Origin of the sequence: Rhizobium sp. CB3171 (genome assembly GCF_029714265.1) — a bacterium.
In the GTDB taxonomy this organism is placed as follows: Bacteria; Pseudomonadota; Alphaproteobacteria; order Rhizobiales; family Rhizobiaceae; genus Rhizobium.
In genome coordinates this window covers 2122437-2142984 of sequence record NZ_CP121653.1, presented here as the reverse complement: position 1 = coordinate 2142984, position 20548 = coordinate 2122437, and the positions used below count along the sequence as shown (strand labels likewise).

General features: G+C 58.3%; 21 protein-coding genes. 15 read left to right on the top strand and 6 right to left on the bottom strand.

Annotated features, from left to right (window positions below; all coding sequences use genetic code 11):
* Positions 1-61: 61 nt before the first annotated feature.
* Entirely contained in the window at positions 62-1582 is a 1521-nt protein-coding gene (locus QA648_RS29065) for a sugar ABC transporter ATP-binding protein (protein ID WP_283052357.1), read from the top strand.
* Positions 1566-2588, top strand: coding sequence for an ABC transporter permease (locus tag QA648_RS29060; RefSeq protein WP_283052355.1), 1023 nt, complete (start codon positions 1566-1568; stop codon positions 2586-2588). Before QA648_RS29065 ends, QA648_RS29060 begins: the two co-directional genes overlap by 17 nt.
* 34 nt (positions 2589-2622) lie before the next feature.
* On the opposite strand, the gene QA648_RS29055 is transcribed toward QA648_RS29060, so the two are convergent.
* Positions 2623-3516 (bottom strand): alpha/beta hydrolase, encoded by an 894-nt coding sequence (locus QA648_RS29055; protein ID WP_283054303.1) that lies wholly within the window; start codon positions 3514-3516, stop codon positions 2623-2625.
* A 151-nt stretch (positions 3517-3667) separates the two neighbouring features.
* Between QA648_RS29055 and QA648_RS29050 the strand changes: the two genes are divergently transcribed.
* Positions 3668-3901 carry a DUF2171 domain-containing protein gene (locus QA648_RS29050; protein WP_283052353.1) on the top strand — a complete coding sequence of 78 codons (234 nt, stop codon included), beginning with the start codon at positions 3668-3670 and terminating at the stop codon, positions 3899-3901.
* 102 nt (positions 3902-4003) lie between these two features.
* On the opposite strand, the gene QA648_RS29045 is transcribed toward QA648_RS29050, so the two are convergent.
* A complete protein-coding gene (locus QA648_RS29045) occupies positions 4004-4153 on the bottom strand; it encodes a hypothetical protein (protein ID WP_283052351.1) in 150 nt (49 codons plus the stop codon).
* A gap of 84 nt (positions 4154-4237) precedes the next feature.
* On the bottom strand, positions 4238-4741 hold the full coding sequence (locus tag QA648_RS29040; RefSeq protein ID WP_104827440.1) for a metallophosphoesterase family protein: 504 nt from the start codon (positions 4739-4741) through the stop codon (positions 4238-4240).
* A gap of 142 nt (positions 4742-4883) precedes the next feature.
* On the opposite strand from QA648_RS29040, the gene QA648_RS29035 reads away from it, so the two are divergent.
* Entirely contained in the window at positions 4884-5768 is an 885-nt protein-coding gene (locus QA648_RS29035) for a hypothetical protein (protein WP_283052349.1), read from the top strand.
* Between the two features lie 35 nt (positions 5769-5803).
* Here the strand turns inward: QA648_RS29035 and QA648_RS29030 are convergent, their stop codons facing one another.
* Positions 5804-6016 carry a hypothetical protein gene (locus tag QA648_RS29030; RefSeq protein WP_104827438.1) on the bottom strand — a complete coding sequence of 71 codons (213 nt, stop codon included), beginning with the start codon at positions 6014-6016 and terminating at the stop codon, positions 5804-5806.
* Between the two features lie 191 nt (positions 6017-6207).
* On the opposite strand from QA648_RS29030, the gene QA648_RS29025 reads away from it, so the two are divergent.
* The gene (locus tag QA648_RS29025) at positions 6208-6393 is read left to right on the top strand and encodes a hypothetical protein (RefSeq protein WP_104827437.1); all 186 of its coding nucleotides are present in this window, start codon (positions 6208-6210) and stop codon (positions 6391-6393) included.
* Between the two features lie 273 nt (positions 6394-6666).
* Positions 6667-6915 (top strand): hypothetical protein, encoded by a 249-nt coding sequence (locus QA648_RS29020; protein ID WP_283052346.1) that lies wholly within the window; start codon positions 6667-6669, stop codon positions 6913-6915.
* A 544-nt stretch (positions 6916-7459) separates the two neighbouring features.
* On the opposite strand, the gene QA648_RS29015 is transcribed toward QA648_RS29020, so the two are convergent.
* Both QA648_RS29015 and QA648_RS29010 read right to left on the bottom strand, forming a co-directional pair.
* A complete protein-coding gene (locus QA648_RS29015) occupies positions 7460-7639 on the bottom strand; it encodes a hypothetical protein (protein WP_283054341.1) in 180 nt (59 codons plus the stop codon).
* Between the two features lie 10 nt (positions 7640-7649).
* Positions 7650-9767 carry a carboxy terminal-processing peptidase gene (locus tag QA648_RS29010; protein WP_283054302.1) on the bottom strand — a complete coding sequence of 706 codons (2118 nt, stop codon included), beginning with the start codon at positions 9765-9767 and terminating at the stop codon, positions 7650-7652.
* 324 nt (positions 9768-10091) lie between these two features.
* Here QA648_RS29010 and QA648_RS29005 point away from each other — a divergent pair, with 324 nt between their 5' ends.
* The 9 genes from QA648_RS29005 to QA648_RS28965 all read left to right on the top strand — a co-directional run bounded on the left by QA648_RS29005 (position 10092) and on the right by QA648_RS28965 (position 20547).
* Complete coding sequence (locus QA648_RS29005) at positions 10092-11963, top strand: amidohydrolase family protein (RefSeq protein WP_283052345.1); 1872 nt, start codon at positions 10092-10094, stop codon at positions 11961-11963.
* Between the two features lie 6 nt (positions 11964-11969).
* On the top strand, positions 11970-13013 hold the full coding sequence (locus QA648_RS29000) for a GlxA family transcriptional regulator (protein ID WP_349254307.1): 1044 nt from the start codon (positions 11970-11972) through the stop codon (positions 13011-13013).
* Between the two features lie 128 nt (positions 13014-13141).
* Positions 13142-13264, top strand: coding sequence for a hypothetical protein (locus QA648_RS28995; RefSeq protein WP_260304382.1), 123 nt, complete (start codon positions 13142-13144; stop codon positions 13262-13264).
* A gap of 31 nt (positions 13265-13295) precedes the next feature.
* Positions 13296-14252 (top strand): glycosyltransferase family A protein, encoded by a 957-nt coding sequence (locus QA648_RS28990; RefSeq protein WP_283052343.1) that lies wholly within the window; start codon positions 13296-13298, stop codon positions 14250-14252.
* The gene (locus tag QA648_RS28985) at positions 14249-16057 is read left to right on the top strand and encodes an ABC transporter ATP-binding protein (RefSeq protein WP_283052341.1); all 1809 of its coding nucleotides are present in this window, start codon (positions 14249-14251) and stop codon (positions 16055-16057) included. Before QA648_RS28990 ends, QA648_RS28985 begins: the two co-directional genes overlap by 4 nt.
* The gene (locus QA648_RS28980; protein ID WP_283052339.1) at positions 16054-17277 is read left to right on the top strand and encodes a glycosyltransferase; all 1224 of its coding nucleotides are present in this window, start codon (positions 16054-16056) and stop codon (positions 17275-17277) included. Before QA648_RS28985 ends, QA648_RS28980 begins: the two co-directional genes overlap by 4 nt.
* Positions 17274-18584: a glycosyltransferase gene (locus QA648_RS28975; RefSeq protein WP_283052337.1), complete on the top strand. Its 1311-nt coding sequence runs from the start codon at positions 17274-17276 to the stop codon at positions 18582-18584. The genes QA648_RS28980 and QA648_RS28975 overlap by 4 nt, the downstream gene beginning before the upstream one ends.
* The gene (locus QA648_RS28970) at positions 18581-19321 is read left to right on the top strand and encodes a class I SAM-dependent methyltransferase (protein ID WP_283052335.1); all 741 of its coding nucleotides are present in this window, start codon (positions 18581-18583) and stop codon (positions 19319-19321) included. Before QA648_RS28975 ends, QA648_RS28970 begins: the two co-directional genes overlap by 4 nt.
* A complete protein-coding gene (locus QA648_RS28965) occupies positions 19318-20547 on the top strand; it encodes a glycosyltransferase family 4 protein (protein WP_283052333.1) in 1230 nt (409 codons plus the stop codon). Before QA648_RS28970 ends, QA648_RS28965 begins: the two co-directional genes overlap by 4 nt.
* Position 20548 lies beyond the last annotated feature (1 nt).

Below are 20548 nucleotides of genomic sequence, written 5' to 3'. Positions count from 1 at the left end.
CCTCTGAGTGCGTCGCGCAGAGGCTGGCCATCTCGAATTCGAAATAGACCATGAGGTGGACGTGTCAGACGCACCAGATGACTACATCCTGAAGCTCGAAGGGATAGGCAAGCGTTTCCCGGGCGTCGTGGCGCTCAAGGATGTTTCCCTGCGGGTTGGCCACGGCAAGGGCCACGTTCTTCTTGGCGAGAATGGCGCCGGAAAATCCACCCTGATCAATCTGCTCGGGGGCGTCTTCAGGCCGGACGATGGCCACATCTCCTTTGACGGTAAACCCTATCACCCGGCCTCTCCGCTGGAGGCATTCAAAGCGGGCATCCGGGTGATCCACCAGGAACTGCACCCCCTTTCCAATCTCACCGTCGCCGAAAATCTGCTTTTCGAGCATCTTCCCCGCCGATACGGTCTGGTCAATTACAAGGAAATGAATCGTAGGGCCGCCGAGCTCCTGGCCGACGTCGGCCTCGATGTCGCCCCTACGACCCTGGCCAACCGTCTCAGCGTTGCGCAGCTCCAGCTTCTCGAGATCGCCAAGGCGCTTTGCTACGAAAGCAAGCTTCTGGTCCTTGACGAACCGACGGCAACCCTGACCTCCAAGGAGGTCGATCGCCTGTTCGAAATTCTGAAGCGGCTGAGAGGTCGCGGCGTTACGACGCTTTACATCTCCCACAGGCTCGAGGAGATCTTCGAGGTCGGCGACGACGTGACGGTGCTGCGCGATGGCCAGCATGTGATAACCCGTCCGCTTGCAGGATTGACCATCCCGAATATTGTCGAACTCATGGTCGGCCGCACGATTGCGGATCATGGCGTCTTTCGCAAGGACAGCGTGGTGTCCGGCGAGGCGCTTGGCGTTTCCGGTCTGAAAGTGACGCGACATAGTCCGGAACTGTCCTTCTCCGTCGGCAAGGGCGAAATCGTCGGCATTGCCGGCCTTGTCGGCAGCGGGCGCACCGAAGCCGTCCGGGCGCTATTCGGCGCCGACGTCAAAGCCGCCGGCGAGATCCGCATCGATGGCGAGCTGGTCTCGATCCATTCGCCCAGGCAAGCGGTTGCCGCGGGCCTGTGCCTGGCGACTGAAGACCGCAAGATGCAAGGCTTGATGCTCGACATGAGCTGCGCGCAAAACACCACCATAACGGACCCAGCCAAGATCTCCCGCAAGGGATTGATCCTGCGCAAGGTCGAGGACGAGCATTCGCAGCGTCTCGTGCGCGAGCTTCGCATCAAGACCCCATCGATCCGCCAGGCGGTCAGGACGTTTTCCGGCGGCAATCAGCAGAAGGTGGTCATTGCCAAATGGCTTTTCCGTGGCCCCAAGGTACTGATTTTCGATGAGCCGACCCGGGGGATCGATGTGGGCGCGAAAGTCGAAATATATGAGCTTCTTTGGAAACTCGCCGCCGAGGGCAAGGGTATTCTGGTGGTCTCCTCCGATTTGCCGGAACTCATGGGTATCTGCCACCGCATCATCGTTTTGTCGAACGGGAAGATAGCCGGGGAAATAGCGCGGGAACAATTTGAAGAGAGCAGCATCCTCTCACTCGCTTACAAGGAGTACAGCCGTGTCCGGGAACGTTGAAAACAAGACCGATATGAAAGAGAGCCGTTTTTGGGACAGCCTCATTCGGATTTCGATGAAGGAAGCCGGCGTTGCGATCGCCCTTGTTCTGATCCTGGCGTTTTTCTCGGCGACGGCACCCTATTTCGCGACGCCGGAAAACTTCCTCAAGATCTTCGTTCAGATCGCCATCAACACCGTGCTTGCCTCGGGCATGACCTTCGTCATCCTCGTTGGCGGCATCGATCTTTCCGTCGGCTCGTTGCTTGCCCTTTGCACGGTCATCGGCGCGACGATCATGATCGATCCACGGTTTTCCCCATGGCAGGCGATTGTTCTGGCTTCGATCGCATCCATGGGAACCGGAGCCGTCCTTGGCGCGATCAACGGCTGGGTATGCGAGAAGTGGAAGCTTCCGTCCTTCATCGTGACGCTCGGCATGCTCAATGTCGCCAGCGGCTTGGCGCGCGTTGTCAGCGATAACTCCACCATTACAGGCCTGCCGCAGCCTTTCGTCGATTTCGGAAATCTGATCTTCTGGGGCATATTCCCGTCGATCTTCTTGATTGCGATCGTTGTGGTCCTCATCGGCTGGTTCGTGCTGCGCTATACGATCTTCGGGCGCTTCGTCTTTGCTATCGGCACCAACGAAGAGGCCGTCCGACTGTCGGGGCATGAGCCGAAAAGATACAAGATTGCGGTGTTCACGATTTCGGGGTTCACCGCCGGCATTGCGGCCATGGTCTATCTGCTGCGCCTCAACGTCGGCAGCCCGGTTGCAGGCATCGGCTATGAATTGAATGCCATCGCCGCAGTCATCATCGGCGGCACCAGCCTCTCGGGCGGCAAGGGATCGATCGTCGGAACGCTGGTTGGTGCCTGCATTTTGCAGGTGCTGTCGACGGGATTGCAGCTATTGGGCGCTGACGACAACATCAAGCCGATCGTCATCGGTGCGGTCATTGTGCTTGCCGTTATCCTGGATAGCTATCGCGGCCGTTTGATGCGGATATTGGAAACGCGATAATCGATCGCAACGCTCGGCGGATCTAAAGCAATCCTTAGGCGACATGGTCGAGGGGTAGCTGGTCGGTCCCTTGTGGCATTTGCGGGCAGATGAGATTTGCTAGCATGTTCCGCGCCTCGTCCGGCGCAACATGATGAGGCAAGTGCCCCACGCCTTCCAGCACTTTGATGAACGCCGCAGGGTGCTTGCGGCGTAACCAGTCTATGTGCAATGCCGGGTGGATGATCGCATCCGACAGGCCGAAGAGCACGTGGATGATGAGATGGGGCGGCAGGCTCGGTAAGAGCTGCATATCGCGGTTGAATGCCCGCAACTCGTCGGCCATGGTTTGTACCGCGAGTGGATTGACGAGGTGGCTGGCGGGTAAGCCGTCGAGGCGAGATGGGACTGTGTTCGGAAACGAAGATGCCCTCAAGCCTTGGCCGACGAAGAAGGTTGCCCAACGGCTGATGACGTGCTGACGCACCAGGCCGCCCACCAAGGGAGCCGAGGCAGCCCTTAAGATGAGCATCGCCTTCGGCGGTACCGGGCTGCAACAGGGTGATATGAGGAAAAGCTTGCTTATGAGATCGGGCCTTCGCGCAGCCAAGTGCAGCGCAGGCGCGCTGCCAATCGAATGAGCAACGATGGTCAGGCCGGTAAAACCAGCGCAATCGAGGAAACGCTCAAGCCAGAATGATTGGCCGATCGGGCCACATTCAGACGCTGGTATGGGTGTACTGAGACCATATCCCGGGCGGTCAGGGGCTATCACGCGAAACTCGCTATCCTCGAAAGGCAATAGCAATTCTTCGGCAATGCTGCCGCAGCCGTGAAGAAGGATCACCGGTTCCTTGTCGCGCACGCCCTTTTCGAGAAAATGAACCCGTCCATCGCCGATGGACCATATTGTGCCGACCTTGGGCGGGATGGGCTGCTTCCCTGACATGGCCAAAGAAACGCGCCTGCTTGCGCAAAGTTCCAAAGACAAGACGCGCCAGCATTGCCGCGCGATCGACGCAAGACGTTGGAGCCGCCACAGTGGGAACCAACTCCCTGTCGCGTCGTTCCCGTCCTGTAGGAAGCAATAGGAGGAAACAATGTTTTCCGCAGACAATATTCGCGAGCATATGGAAGTATTAGCCGCCGATGGTGTGCATGTCGGGACCGTCGACGAACTGGATGGCGACACCGGTATCAAGTTGACCAAGCGCGACTCCGATGACGGCAAGCACCACCTCATTCCGCTGAATTGGGTCGATCATGTCGACGCTCACGTTCATCTCTCGAAGAATGCAGACGACGTCCGCAGTGAGTGGTCGACGCTCAATTAAAGATGATCAGCCGCGACCTTTGGGTCGCGGCCTGCCGCAGAAGGACACGTGGGGCTGCTGCGGCACCGACGCTCCCGCCATTTCGTACATCAATGAATGCGGCTAGTGGTGCTTAAAGTGCTGAACTTCGCGCTCGTGCTTCTCGGCTGCCTCGCGTGACTTGAACGTGCCGAGATTTTTGCGTTTGTGGGTCTTCGGATCGACCTTGCGCGAGTAGAGACGATACTCGCCGGACTTCAGCTTGCGGATCATGACAGCCTCCTATGTGAGGCCATAACCCCTACCGGCCAATGTCGGTTCCCCGATTGATCCGAATATCGTCGCAGCTCTCGACACCTATGCCTTCGCACCGCCAGCCGGATTCAGGAGAATCTCGAGCGACACTGGCCGCAGACCTTGCGCGTCCACGCCGACGTCGTACTGTCGGGGAAGCGGTCTGAGCTTTCCGTGGGAGTGACCGTGGAGATTGATCGATTTCTTGCTCATCTTATTCCAGGTTCGAAAAGGATAGTGACAGAGGATCAGCAGGTGGTCGTCCAGGGTGATCTCGCTGTAGTGCTGAACGCTCTCCCAACCGCTTGCTTTAGTCGTAGCGTCCTGGTCGTTGTTCCCGATGACGAGATGCTTGCGGCCATTCAGCATTGAGAGAAGCTGATCACAATCCCCGCCGCGTGATGACATGAAGTCGCCAAGGTGCCAGACATCGTCCCCGGTTCCGACGATCTCGTTCCAGTTGTCGATCAGGGCGACGTCATGGAATGCCATATCGGGGAAGGGGCGCCGGTCGATCCTTAGGACGCGCGGATCGGCAAAATGGGTATCGCTTGTGAAATAGATCATTCGGCCAAAATGGCGGAGTTCGAGAGGAAACCAAGAGCTCTTTCGTGATTTGTATATTCGAGGCGGGATTGAGCAGTTCTTCAGGCAGACCGTCACGCCATCTCGGCGAGGACTTCCAAAGGGTAGTTCTTGGATCATGCACATGGACGAAGAAACGAACGACAAATCCGCGACCCCACGCGTGGGTGCAACGACTAACTTGCCGCACGATCGAATGACGGTGCAGCGATTTCGGGAGGCGTTCCCTCGTGCGCGCTGGAGCGACAGTCTGAATGCATGGTTTGTGCCTGGCCGTACGGCTCAGAGGCGCATCAGCCGCTGGTTGGCCGAGATGGAGGCGGAAGCCGACACATTCGCGGACGAAAAGGGCAGGGACGCCTTCGCATTCGATCCGATCGAAAGTCGCTATCTCGAAGCGGCGCCAGCGTCCTTCCAAATCCGAACGCCGTATTCGCGGACCGTCATCAACGAGATCCGCGAAATCCCCTATGCCCGCTGGGACGCGGATCGGCGCCTCTGGACCGTGCCGTACCGCTCATTCGGCGAACTCCGGCAGCACTGGCCGGCGATCGAGACTGCTGCCAAGCGCAGCGAGCCGGACGTAAGGCGAGCGCGGCGGGAGACAATCAGGGGAACCGAGGAGGACGAGGCATCCAAGGCACGAACAAGGGAGCGTCGCAGGAAGCGATATCCCGTCCCCTCCGATGATTGCCCGCCCTTCGAAAACGCAGTCGGAACGCATGTCGGGGTCGTCTTCTTCACCGGCACGGACGGAGAACTGGCGGACCCGGCGACAATTAACGCGTACTATTTTCCCGCCGAAGGCAGGGAATACGTCTGGGTCTCCTGGCGGCAAGGCGGGCTGGAAGAATTGGTGACAACCTGGCCGACACGAACGCCACCGGGCAAAGACGACCTAGACCGGGGCTGGTGGTTACCGACGCTGGAGGAATTGCGAGTCGCCCGACGCGACGCCAAATCCCGATGGCGGGCCAAACAGCGCCGGAACAAGGACAATTCCTTTTGAGGAGTTTCAAAGCTTGGCGCAGAACGCCGTTGCTTCTAACGACGCCTGAAAGTCTTCACGGCGCGATGGGATAAAATCAGAAAGACGGCGATCCATACGACCGGATAGACTGGCAGCAATGCTAGATAAAGCCCGTTCTCGAAGATCGCGGCTTCGAATGTTTTCTTCGCCAACCAATAAGTCGGAACTCCGGTTGCGATGAGGATTGCCAGACCAAAGAGTGCTGGCTTCAAATAATGCGCGTACATTCCACTGTCCCCCCGGACAGCTTTCAAGCTTGCATCGAAAACTCGAAGATGTCGAGAGGCAGGGCAAGGCGTCCTGGTCGACGCCGTGCGGCAGATCGTTGAGGGTCGGACAATTCCTCCCAACATGTCTTATTTTATTTCTAACTAATGTAGGTTTCGCTATCGTTCGGCAATTCCATAGGAGGAGTTGGATGCAATACGTCGAGCCAAAGAAGGTAAGTCACAACACCGCGACGCGCGTATGGTCAGTCAAGGATTTTTGCAAACGGCACAGGCTGTGCAGCAAAGAGGAAACTCGACTTCTCCAGCTTTTTGGGCAGTTCGCGACGGCTAGCGAATTGCGATACAACACAACGCGCAGGCCGAAATGGCGTTGATTTGCGGAGGCGTGAGCGGCAGGCGGTTTTCCTCGGCTATGGGCGTCTGCCAAACAAAGCCCGCCACCCATGTGGGTGGCGGGCAACTTTTCCAGCAGGTCGCTCCGAGAACTAAGCCGAAAAGAGCGACGTTCAGTCTAATGACAGGGGCTTAGCGTACTTGATCAGAAAACGTCACTCCCGGTTTCCGGTTCCACGCCAATTCTTGAAATTGGGATGGGCCGAAAATACATCATTTCCAGTTGGTAACATGCGTTGGATGGGAGGAAAGGAATGATCAGCAGGTATCTCAGCAAGCGTGATTTGGCTCTCGATTCAATAGACTTGGACATTTGTCAGCGCGCTTTTGATGCCATTCTGCTCAAAAGGAATATTACGCGCGAAAGTGAAGAAGGCGAGGAAGTGGCAGCGATGATTATCGAGCTCTTCCGAGAAGGGATCCATGACGAAGATCAGCTCGTCGCTCTCGTCGGTATTAACGACAGCCATCGTCCGCTCAGTGGCGATAAATTCGCGTCTTGATGGAACAAATTGAGCGCAACTCTATTTGAGGAATTGGTTGGGAAGTTCCCCCACTTTCCAACTGGCCTCCAAAGCCAGCCCGTCGCTGGTAGTGTCCCCGCCGGCGACGGGTTCTTGATCGATCCAAACTATAATGTCCCGAACTGGCGCGGCTTGTTCCATAGCCATATGGACGAAGCCAATCGGCCAAGTGCAAGATTAGTCTGTGCTGATCTACTATCACCAGCTATGGAAAGCGTACGTATTAATCTTTTCAGACATGGCTGGGCTTCGCTCGCGTTGAGATGCCCCGGCCTTCGTTCGCACCCCAGCAATGCTCCATGGTTCAGGGATTTATGCAGGAGCTATAGCAAAGCGGTGATGCATCGCGATCGTCTGCGGCTAGCTCGGGCCGATGCCCATCAATTGGGACAATACGAGGAAATCTGCGACGATCTGGAGAAAGAAGTCCACGTCTATCTCAGCTTGTTGAATCCGCAGTCGTAGGCGTCAAATCGCCTCGAAATGGCGGCGGATCATCCCGTCTCTGGAATTGCCTCGGCGCCTATACGGTCGTGAGAATCCGGACATCGCCTTTGCGATCAATAACGTCGACCACGACATGGCGGCCGGAGCGGCGTAAGGCGACATCCGCCGAGCCGGAACCGATCTGCAGGTGCCGCAAAATGACTTCATCAAGAAACGTGGGAAGCTGCGGCTCATGGAAGCTGATCGGGCGCGCCATCCCCGGCAAATTACTTTTTGCCGATATTTCCAGATCGTTCGGCAGCCTTCAGCCCGTCATTCTGCAAATCCGCTTCGTCGGCAAGAATGGCGGCGGCTTCGCTGAGCAAAACGTCTTTGGCGTTCCTGCGGGCATTTTCAATGGCAAGATCAGCGCTCAGGCTGCGCTCGTTGGCTTCCAGGCCATCGTCGTTACCGGTATCCACGCCATCATTGATTTGCTCGCTCGCCTTGCGACGACTTGCCTGAGCAGCCAGCTCTTTGCGACGTTCGGATTCATTGAGGGAGACAACCTGTTTCTCACGCTGCGCCTTCAGTTCTATAACATCTGTTACGAAGCGTTGGAAATCCGGATCGTTCTGCACCCGAGCATCGTGGCGGCTTTGCAGTTGCGGCAGCAATGCCTTTATATCGCCGGCAGGCGCATATTTCGCTGGCTTGACCTGCGTCCAGGGCAGGGCATTGTCAAAACTCGCCTCACCAAAGGTCTTGGGGTCCGAAAGGCCCGGCAAGCTGATGTCGGGCACCACGCCGCGTAGCTGTGTCGTGCCGCCATTGACACGGAAAAACTGGGCAACCGTCAATTTCAACTCACCGAATTTCGGCTTGCTGGTGTGCGCCACCTGATCAAGATTGACCACAGTTTGCACCGTGCCCTTACCAAAGCTGGGTTCTCCGACAATCACGCCGCGACCATAATCCTGTATCGCTGCGGCAAAAATTTCGGAGGCCGAGGCCGAGCCACGGTTGATCAACACGCCAACCGGACCTGTCCATGCGGGCGCGGGAAAATCATCGCTTTCCACGTTCACATCACCGCCGGCATCGCGTTGCTGAACGACCGGACCTTTGCCGACAAACAGGCCCGTCAAATCGATTGCCTCGGACAACGAACCACCACCGTTATTGCGCAAGTCAACGAGAACGCCGTCGACATTGTCTTGCTTCAGTTCAGCGAGAAGCTTGGCGACGTCGCGGCATGCGCTTCTATAATCCTTGTCGCCTTTTCGCCGCGCTTCGAAGTCTTCGTAGAAGGCGGGCAGGGTAATCACCCCGATCTTGCGAGTGGCATCGTCATCCTTTACCGAAAGGATCGTCTTCTTGGCGGCCTGTTTGTCGAGGCTGATCTTATCGCGCACCAGGCTGATGACGTGGTGCTTGGCATCCGGGCCTGCCTCCGCCGGCAAGATGTCGAGGCGCACAGTGGAACCCTTTGCGCCGCGGATCATCTGCACGATTTCGTCGAGGCGTGTACCGACCACTTCCTTTATCGGGCCATCCTCGCCTTGACCGACACCGATGATGCGATCCCCGACGGCAAGCTTGCCGGACAATTGTGCCGGGCCTCCAGCCACTAGCTCGCGGATCGTCGTGTAGTCGTCCCGTTCTTGCAGCACCGCCCCGATACCAACCAGCGAAAGCTTCATTGAAATATCGAATTCAGCCGAAGCGCTCGCGCCGAAATAGTCGGTATGCGGGTCGATCGATGTCGTATAGGCGTCCATGAACGTCTGGAAAACATCGTCGCTCTTGTACTTGTAGGCGCGCTCGAGGGAGTTTTCATAGCGTTTATCGAGCGTGTCGCGAATGCTGGCGTCGTCTTTGCCTGCCAGTTTCAAGCGTAGCCAGTCGCTCTTGACGCGTTTGCGCCACAAGTCATTGCTTTCCGCTTCGGATTGCGGCCAGGGCTCCTTGTCGCGGACCAGCGGATAGTCTTCCTGCACGGTGAAGTCGAGCTTCTGGTTGAGCAGGCTGCGCGCATAACTCATGCGATCGACCACCCGCTGCTCATAAGTGTTGAAGATCGAAAATGGGATCTTCAAGTCCTCATGGTTGATGGCATCGTCAATCTTGGCGCCGTCAGCCATGAACCTGTCGATATCTGACTGCAGGAAAAGGACACGATCCGGGTCCAGGGATTTGATAAACCGATTCATGATCGTGCCCGATAAGGCGTCATCCAGCGGAACGGGCCTATAGTGGAAGCGCGTGAGAAATTGCGCGCTCAGATGAGCGGCTTGCGCTTGTTGCTGTAGCGGCGTCAAAACTGGTGGTGAGCCGGTTTCCAGAGCATATGCCGAGGGAGCAATTGCCAGGAACGCACAGAAGAAACCGCATTGTAGACGCATCAAGCTTCGATCCAATTCACATCGTTTGAGTCTTTAATGTGCGATGTTCGTGGAACAATTATGGTCTTTTGGCAACTAAACGAACGCGTTCTATCTGAATGTGGGTTTTACAAGTCCCGACCACAGATTCCGGCAGGGCGGATTTAGATCGATTTTTGTGGGCACCGATCTGACAATTTGCGCCTCTTCATTGAAGCGTTCGCATTTGACATGTGTCGACGAGCAAACACCAATGGCGAAGTTTTGATATAAGCTGTCGGGTAGTCAGGGCATCACCTTGGTGTTGTCGCGATATCTTGCTCCCAACAGGGGAGAAAGATCGTCGTGACAGAAAATCTATCCATCGACGGGCACGTTCATTTCTTCACAGCCTCCGATCTTGCGGCTGTGGAGGGGCAGCTCCCTTATTCGCTGCCGTCACCCCATTCGCTATCCGACTATCTTGCCGACCTGGCGAGCGCCGGTATTTTCCCGAAATTTCTGAACAACGTGCATCTCAGCATTTTGCCGGATTCGTCTAATGTCTTCGCGTCGTTCGATGAGCTGGCGGCGCTCAAGGCGAAGTGGCCGGAACGACACGGAGACGTCCGGCTAGTCGGGACGATCAAGGCCGACCCGGCCTACGCTACTATCGAACGGCTATCCCGTCCTGATGTTTTCGGGATCAGGATCGTTCTTCACGATGCTCCGCCGGAAAGCATATCGGATCGCGCCTATCGCAGCGATGATTGGGTCGCGCTCATTGGCAGGCTCCGGGCGCAACAACACGTCCACATCTACGCCAAAGAGGCGGAGACGAACCTGCGAGTGCTGCGCCAAATGCCGGAGACAATCCGCGTCGTCATCGATCACCTCGGCTCATGCCATGCCGAGCGCGGTGCTGACGAGCCCAGCTATCACGCCTTGCTTGAGGAGGCCAAGCGCAGGGGAAACGTGTGGTTCAAGGGGCCTGGATACCGGACTTCGACCAATATCGATGATGTCGTTCCTTTCGTGTCGGCAATCATCGCGACCGTCGGAGCGAACCGCGTTCTGCTCTCGGCCAGCGACGCTCCGCACGTTGGGGCGGGCAGCCAAGGCCACAGTTTTACAAGCCACTTCGATTCTGTGTCGGCGCTCAAATTCTCGGAGACGCTCGCTTCGGCGGTGAGTGCCGCCACTGACATACCTGTCTTTCGGCTGCTGAACGCTGCGGCGAACGACCTTTTCCCTTGTCCAGAAGAAAGTGAAACCATGACGGACATCATCGTCGAAAACATCACATTTCCCGTTGCGTACAATGACGCGACGATCAATCTGGCCGGCAGCGTGTTTCAGCCGGCTTCACCGGACAGGAGCCTGCCGCCGGTGGTTTTCAACTCCGGTTTTACGGGCGGCGTTTCGATGTATGGCCAGCTTTTTGGCCGGGCCTTGGCCGAGCGCGGCTATCGGGTGATGACCTATGATGTCGCGGGGTTCTTCACCAACAGGGATGTGCGGAATACTGCGAAGAAAGACGGTATCACCGTAACGAATGTCAGCCTTGTCGATCAGACGGCCGAGGTCCTGGCTGCCGTGCGGTGGGCGAGGGAAAACTTCGGTTCAATGCCCGTCGTCGCGTCCTGGGCGATGGGTTCGGTCGTCAGCCTTGCGGCAGTCGTTGAACTGGCCAAGCAGGGCAAGGAGCAGATCGCGTTTTGGGTGCCGATGAACTACACCAGCATTGCGGCCCTTCAGGATCTTCGGGCGGACAAGTCGGGTGCGGACGCTGCGATCAAGAGGCTGGCGGACGATGCGGCGATCCCGCCGTTCGACACCGGAACCGAGGCGACCAAACTCGGCTATTACCCGCTCGATACCGACACGCAGGAATATGTCGATCGCCAGCTCGGCGGATACACCGAGATTGGCGGCGTCGACCGTTGGCCGGGTTGCAGTCATGTGACGGCGAAGTCCTATAAGGAGTATGTAGGCTTCGACCCTGAGAAGAGCCTCAATGGCGCCAGCGGCTTTCCGCCGGCACTCATCGTGCATGGCGCTCAGAACACTCTACACATGCCTGAAGAGTCGAGCCGCCTACAGAAGCTCTATCCCGGCCGCGCAGGTGACGAGCCGCTTATCATCGAGGGCATGATGCACGGCCAGCAGAACCAGACCGACAATCCCATCTTCCACCAGCTCATCAAGGACATTGACCAGGCGATCCGTTCTGCCTGACACTGGATGAATTGGCGGGGGAGAAGGCATCCGGCGGGAATGATGCAGCAGGGTATCGATGAAGGACGTCCGATACGCGTCGGATTGCTACTTCTTCCGCAGTTTTCCATGATGGCGCTCGCATCGGCGAGCGAACCACTCCGCGCAGCGAACAGGTTAGCCAGTCGCAAGCTATATGACTGGTGCCTCCTCTCGGAGGAAGGCGGTATAATTACGTCGAGCAGCGGCTTTGAAACGCGCACTATCTCGATCAGCGAGACCCCGCAGCTCGATAGATTGTTCGTTGTCGCCAGCCTCGATATCGAAAGCAAGCGACCAAAACCGGTCCTGCAATTCCTGCGGAAACTTGCGGTAAATGGGATGCCCATCGGCGCGTTGAGTACGGGCACATTCATACTTGCGCGGGCAGGGTTGCTGACCGGCAAGCGGTGTACCCTTCATTGGGAATCCCTTCCGCAGTTTGCCGAAGAGTTTCCAGACATCGAAGTCACCCGCGAGCTTTATGTCCGGGACGGGAACCGCTGGACCTGCGCGGGCGGTACCGCCGCAATCGATCTGATGCTAGCTCAGATATCGGGTGACCACGGAGCTCAGCTCGCCGCCGACACGGCCGAGCAGTTTCTGCACACCCGTATCAGAGGGCCGGAAGAGCAACAGAGGATGGCGATCCAATGGCGCTACGATATACACGACGCCCGCCTTGCAGCCGCGATCGACATCATGGAGCAGAACGTCGAATATATCGTTCCGATCAATGACATCGCGAAAAGAAGCAACCTTTCCGGTCGGCAGTTGGAGCGCTTGTGGCATCAGCACTTCGAAATGACGCCGCAGCGCTTCTATCTCAATATTCGGCTGAACGAGGCTCGCCGGCTGGTCAAAGAGAGTTCTGAGACGATTGCAGCAATTGCGCTTCGCTGTGGTTTCGTGTCGGCATCGCACCTCGGCAGCGCCTACCGTCGCCTGTTCGGACATAGCCCCAGCGAAGAGCGTCGGAAATCGATGGCAGATATTCGTTTTTCCTCAGACCAAGGTCTTGGTTCCTTATAGGACTTATGTCTGAAGCCGAAAATCTTTAGTCCGAATGCCATAGATTATGCCTGGTGCTGCGCCAGCTTTTTCCGGCGATGGAAGCGGCGGGGGTATCCCACCGCCTTCGTCAGGCATGGAGAAGCTGGATGAACATGAACGGCGTCCTCAAAAACGGCGTCCTCGCCCCGGTGCTTGCTACAGGTTCCGTCGGCGGCGTCACTGGATTTGCTGACACCGTTGTCAGGGGCAGCATTGATTGTGGCAAGTGAGCGAAGTGCCACCGTTGCGGTGGTAGTGCCAATGTTCAATGCCGAACGAACGATCGGCGCGACCTTGGCCAGTATCTGTCGGCAGACCCATGAGGCGCTGGACATCATCATTGTCGATGACGGTTCGTCGGACAGTTCGGCGTCGATCGCGGCCGCTTATGCGAAGCAGGATCGGCGGATCCGGATCATCCATCAGTCCAACAGCGGCGTCGCGGCAGCACGCAACAATGGTGCGGCTGCGACCGACGCGGAGTTTCTGGCCTTTGTCGATGCGGACGATCTATGGGCGCCGTCGAAGATCGGGCTTCAGCGGGAGGCGCTTGAGAGGGGCGGCTCGTCGGCCGGATTGGCCTACTGCTGGTTCGCGCTCATCGACGAGGATAGCCGCGTGTTCTCGCTCTACAATCGGCCGACCGCCGAAGGAAATGTGCTCCAGCACATGTGCAGAAAGAATTTCGTCGGCAATGGCAGCTCGATGCTCATGCGTCGTTCCGCGTTCGAAAAGGCAGGCGGATTCGACCCCTCGCTGAGGGCGCGCAAGGCTCAAGGCTGCGAGGACCTGCTGATGTGCCTCAGAGTTGCGGAGAATTACGAATTTCGCGTGGTGCCGCAACATCTTGTGGGCTACCGCATGACTAACACGAACATGTCGAGCGATGTCATGCAGATGCTTCGTTCGTGCGAAATCGTTTTGGATGAATTTCGCGAGAAATATCCTGGGTATGGCACCGACCTAGACGCTCATCTGGCCGACATGATCCATTGGCTCGCAGTGAGGGGGTTCGTCGGCGGGCGATTTTTCGATGGCTGTGATCTGTTGAAGAGATTCTTGGTGTTAGAACCACGCCTGGCGATTTCGAGCATGCCGAACATGCTGAATGTGTATTGTCGAGCTAGGCTGGTTCCCCACTGGATCAAGGCTCGGCTGAAGCGCTTGCGAAGCCAGAACGGGAAGTTTCGCCCTCTCTATATGGAAACGATCCGATGATGGTCGTCGCGCCATTCTTCACGAGCTTGCGACGGCTTTTCCGTCTGGCAGCGGCACCTGCCTGGGCTGGACCGACCATCGTGGGGCTTGGGCTGGCCGCGGCGGTCCTCGAGGGTGCCGGTCTTTTCCTTTTCATTCCTCTCATTCAGAGCCTCGGCGCTTTGGCGCCGCAGCCGGGCAGATGGCAGGCGATTTTCGGCCAACTGCTGGCGTCCATTCCCGAACACCATTTGACGGCGTTCCTGGTCGCAGTTCTGTGCGTCACCATCCTCCTCAAAAATGTGGTCCATTTCATCAACACCTGGGTGACCCGGTATGTGGACGGTCTGGTCGCGCATCAATTGCGAGCGAGGGTCTTCGACCAGACGATAAGTTCATGCATCGACTACAGGGTCGAGAACAAGCGTTCAGACATCATCACGACGATTGCCAACAACACCTGGAAGGTCAGTCAGGGGCTGAGCCTTGCCTATCGATTGATGATCTGTTTCTGCACGTTCGTCGTTTTTGTTCTGCTGATGCTCCTGATTTCCGTCCGGCTGACGTTTTTCTCGATGATGTTTCTGCTTTTCGGCGCGATGGCCATTCGCCTGGCGACGCGCCGCGCCGACGAGACCGGCAAGGCCGTTGTCGAAGAGAACAAGCAGTTCGGCCTCAGGATGTGGGAAAGCATCAACGCGCTGCAATTGATCCGCGCTTTCGCCCAGGAAGACTATGAACGCAAGCGCTTCCTGCAGACGTCAGACACGGTGCGGCGACGTCTCCTGAAACTCGACATGCTATGGGCTACTCCTGCACCGGTCTCGGAAATATCGATCACGATGCTGATTGGCGCTCTCGTTCTTATAGCTCAGTCGACAGACGTCGGCATTGCCGCCTTGGCCGCCTTTCTATCGCTGCTCTACCGTCTTCAAGGTCCGACCCGGGAATTGTTGCAGTCGAAGATCGCATTGGATGGTCTTGCCGGCAGCATCGACGACGTCGACGATTTTCTGCGCAGGACGGAGAAACCCTTTCTCGCCCACGGGCTTCTACCGGCAGCAGCGCTCAACAAGGCCGTCGAGTTCCGGAACGTCTCCTTCCGCTACGATCCCGACCAGCCGCTGGCCCTGCAGGGCATCTCCTTCAGCGTTCCCGCAGGCAAAACCACGGCGATCGTCGGAGAGTCGGGTGCAGGCAAATCGACGGTCATGGCTCTGCTTTTTCGTTTCATGGATCCCACGTCCGGTGAGGTCGTCGCGGATGGGGTGCGCCTTCCAGAATTCGAACTCCGCAGTTGGCGAAGGCGCCTGTCGCTCATGTCGCAGGAAGTCCATCTCTTCAACGACACGATCGCGGCCAATATTGCCTATGGCGACCTTGAGGCCGGCAGGGCGGAGATACGCAAGGCGGCCGAGATTGCCAAGGCGGACGATTTCATCCGATTGCTTCCGGACGGCTACGAGACGCGCATCGGCGACCAGGGGATGCGTCTGTCGGGTGGACAAAGGCAGCGCATCGCGCTCGCCCGGACAATGCTTCGCAATCCCGATATTCTGCTGCTGGACGAGGCCACGAACGCGCTCGATGTCGAGACCGAACAGGCGTTTCAGCTCGCCCTCGATGAATACTCGCATAACCGCACCGTTGTCGTGATCGCTCACCGGCTTTCGACCATTCAGGCCGCCGACCAGATCATCGTGATGTCGAAGGGTCGCGTAATCGAGACTGGCTCGCCGGCAGAGCTCTTCAAACGAGGCGGCCATTTTTCCCGGCTCCACGAGTTTCAACATGGCCGTGCCGCCACAATGGAAATTAATCGATGAGCTACAAGCTTACTGACATCGAACTGTCGGAACCCTTGGCGCCGATCGAGCTCTCGACCGAGCAGAACGGGGTCGGCCTCATCGCCCGATGGCAGGGACGATTGATTGGGTTCGAAATGATCGAACTATCGGCCGGATCGGTGATGACGGTCGAAAGGCTGAAAGCGCTTGCCGACGAGCGCTTTGCCGGGCGCATCGTCGTTGCAAAGCTGGAAGAGGAGCTGAGAGAACGGCAGCCGGTGGAGGAACCGGCGCTGCCGAGCCTCAGCATTGCGATCTGTACCAAGGATCGCGCGCAGCGTCTTTCCCGGCTGCTAAGCTCGCTCGATCGGGTTCGAGGCGACCATTCCTTCCAATTCGTCGAAATCGTCGTGGTCGACAATGCTTCGGTGGATGCGGCTACACGCGAGGCCGTCGCGGGTTTCAGGGATGTCCGTTATGTTTTCGAACCGAAGGCGGGACTGGATTTTGCCCGTAACGCGGCCCTTCATGCGGCCAGGGGCGATATCATCGCCTATCTGGATGACGACGTCGTGGTGGACCGCAACTGGCTCGCAGGTCTTGCCAAGGCCTGTCGTGAGAATCCTGGCGTCGGCGGTTTCACGGGCCTGGTGCTGCCATATCGCCTCGACACCGAGGCGCAGATCTTTTTCGAACGACGAGGAGGGTTTGGCCGCGGCTTTGCTCGAAGGGAGTTTCACAGAACCCGTTTCGACAATCCACTCCATCCCGTCGGGTCCGGCACTCTCGGTGCCGGCTGCAATATGGCCTTCGATCGCGCGCTGCTGATCCAGCTTGGCAGCTTCGATGAAGCGCTTGATACGGGAGCGCCGCTGCCTGGCGGCGGCGATCTCGACATTTTTTACCGCGTGCTGCGTTCGGGCCGCCCCATGATCTATGAGCCGCAATACGCGGTCTATCACGAGCATCGCGAAACCATTCCGCAGCTCAGGCGACAATACTGGACGTGGGGCCTCGGCATGATGGCATTTCTCGTCAAAAGCTATCGCACCGACGATGAAATGCGCGCGCAGCATCGCGCCCTAGTCCGTTGGTGGTTCTACGATCAGTTGAAGGCGCTTGCTCGCGCCGCAAGACGATTTCGCGGCCACGAGCTGCGTTTCGGCATGGCAGAGCTGTGGGGCGGAATCTACGGCCTTGCGGGCGAATACGACCGCTCGCGCGCACGCATCCAGGCGATCCGGGAGCGCAACCCATGATGAAAGAGCGTTTTGAGGTTCGGCATATCGATCTTGCTGTCGCCAATGCCCCCGCAGAGAATGGGCCAGCATTGTCCATCTTCTGGTGGAACGACCTGCCGCTTGGAACACGGGCATCCTTGCAAGACGAACTGCCTTACGGAATCCCCCAGTTGCGCCAACTCACCGCCGAATATGCAGCCGCGCAACTGGAAGCGCGCAGCATCAGTCTTGGCGCACCGCTGCGCGCCACCTACGAAGGATGGCCCAAACGCGCACTCTCGTTTGAGGCCGCGCTGAAAGCGGAAGTTCTGATCGAAAGCCTCGATAAGTTCGCAACCGCGTCTTCCGCTTCGGCGCATGACATCTCCGTGGTGATCTGCACGCGTGATCGCGGTCCGGCGCTGGCTGACTGCCTTCGCAGCGTGGCAGTACAGCGCAGCGCCCCGGGGGAAATTATCGTCGTCGACAATTCCAGCAACGGAAATGCCAAGGGCGTGTGCGGAGAGTTCCCTGGCGTTCGTTATGTCCATGAGCCGCAGGCTGGCTTGAGCCGTGCCAGAAACGCGGGAATTCGTGCAAGCCGGCTGAATATCGTCGCCTTCACCGACGACGATGTCGAAGTCCATCCTGGCTGGACCGCAGAGATCGCGCGCGCCTTTGCGGACCGGGATGTGGATGCGCTCACGGGTCTCGTGCTGCCGGCGCGCCTCGACACACCAGCGCAACGCTGCTTTCAGTTCACCATGGGCGGCTTCGGGACCACTTTCGTGCCGCTCACCTTCGACAGACGTTTCTTTGAAGAGACGCGGCCGAGCGGGGCGCATGTGTGGAAGATGGGCGCGGGAGCCAATATGGCCTTTCAACGATCCGTATTCGAGCGGGTCGGTCTGTTCGACCAACGCCTCGGCGCGGGAGCCGCGGGGTGCTCCGAAGATTCAGAACTCTGGTACCGGCTTCTGGCGACCGGCGGGGCGTGCCTCTACGAACCGCGGGCCGTCGTCTTCCATCACCATCGAAGCGACTGGCCGGGCCTCAAGCGGCAGATGAGCGCCTACATGAAAGGCCATGTGGCGGCGCTTGTCGTGCAATACGACAATTTCGGCGATCGTGGAAACATCGTGCGCATCTGCAAGCAACTGCCGGTCTACTTCCTGAAGACCTTTGTGAAAACGCTTTTCGAGGGTCAGCCGGGCAGGCTCGGAATTTTGGCCTCGGAAATACGGGGATGGTTGGCCGGGCTGCCGTTTCTTCTACGCTTCGGTTGGAGAAGGCGGCGGATACCAATGCGCGTAGCCGCTGGCGATGCGAAGGGAATAGCAAAATGATCAAGAAGGCGCCGCTTGGCCGGTTCCTGTCTGGGAACCCTTATCCGAATGGTCTGACGGATGGCCTCTTCTATCGGGAGAAGATGCGCGCCATCCATCGTGTCGCCCCGACCGAAACCGGCGGCTTCGGACGGGTGTTGGAAATCGGCGGCGGTCGCAGCGGCCTTGCCAGCATTCTCTACCCGGAAGCAGAGATCGTCACGCTCGACATCGACCCGGAACTGGGCGAGCACCAGCCCTCGTGGGCGAGATCGACCTTCATTTGCGGCAATGCCTGTTCGCTACCCTTCGCCGACGGCAGCTTTGATATCGTCACCTTGTTCGACGTGTTGGAGCATATCAGGGACGATCGCCTCGCCGCACATGAGGCGTTGCGGGTAGTGCGGCCGGGCGGATATGTCCTCATCTCCACTCCTGAAGCCAAATGGCACTATCCCTATTTCGGAGCCATGAAACGCCATTGCCCGCATGAGAGCGAGTTGATGCGTGAATGGGGACATGTCAGGCGTGGGTATAAGGACCCGGAACTCACAGCTCTTTTCGACAGGCCGCCGGAACGGCGTGCCACGTTCATCAATCCCGCGACGGCGTTCTTCCATGACGTCTCGTTTTCGCACCTCGGACGCCGCCGCCGCAAAGTTCTTTATGCGCTCGCGGCTCCTGTAACGGCCATTGGTTATCTGATGCATCGGCCCTCCACGCGGGGTACCGAGACAGCATTCGCCTGGCGCAAATGACCGGTCATCGGACGCCGCGGGTGATCGCCCTCTTTCCTTGGGGTGACGTGATCGAGGAATTTCTCGAGCCGATTGGGCTCGAACTCCAGGATTTCATCGAGCGGATGACGGGAGGTTGGCTGTTCGGCTATGCCGCCGCGCTGAGCTCGGTGGGCCACAAGCCCATCATTGTCTGCGCATCCGAGCGGGTGAGCAGAATTGAATGCTACGTGCATTCCAGCACAGGCACGCCTATCTGGGTCGCCCCGGCAAGGCGGTCCCGCCAGGGCCATTCTCCCGCCGCCTCTAGCCTGCGGCGCTGGGCCGCGACGCCGCTCGCAGCCTTCCGCGAGATACTCATCCGCTCCCGATGCAATGTGCTGCTTGCCCAGGAATATGAATATATTCGCTTTGATGCGCTTGCATGGCTGGCGCGCCGCATGAAGGTCCCTTTCTACGCCAGCTTCCAGGGCGGAGATCGTACGCTGTCCTGGATCGAGGCCGTTGCGCGGCAGCTTTCCCTACGCGCGTGCTCCGGCCTCATCGTCGCTTCCTCCGGGGAACGCGACCGCCTCGCCAAGGCCTATCCGCGCATTGCGCTCGACATCGCGAATATCCCGAATCCGCTGGATACCGGGGAATGGCGGGCGATGAACCGCATGGAGGCGCGAGCAAGCCTTGGCTTGCCGCAGGATGGTTTCATCGTCTTCAATCACGGGCGCATTGATATCCGCCGCAAGGGGCTCGATATTCTCCTGAAGGCTTGGGCGCGCTTTGCCGACAATTCAACTGGCGAGCTGGTGATCATCGGTTCGGGCCAGGACAGCGAGGCGTTTGCAAAGCTCCTTGGCGAAAGCGGCCAGTCAAATGTGCAATGGCTTTCCAGCTATACGACCGACCGGCCCTTGATCCGACGCTGGCTTTCGGCCGCGGATGCCTATGTCACGGCCTCGCGCATCGAAGGCATGCCAGTCGCGCCATTGGAGGCAATGGCCTGCGGCCTTCCTGTCGTCGCCACGGACGCGCAGGGTTTGCCGGACATTCTGGCCGATGGAGAGGCTTCCGGCGGCCTGATGGTGGGGCAGGAGCGGCCGGAGGAAATTGCGCAGGCCCTGGCGAGATTGAAAGATGATAGAGCGCTTCGAGCACAACTCGGCACGGCGGCCAGGAAACGGGTTACAGAAAAATTCTCGATCGAGGCGGTCGGTGCCGCTCTCGATGATTTTCTGACAAAGCCCCGAAGGTAAG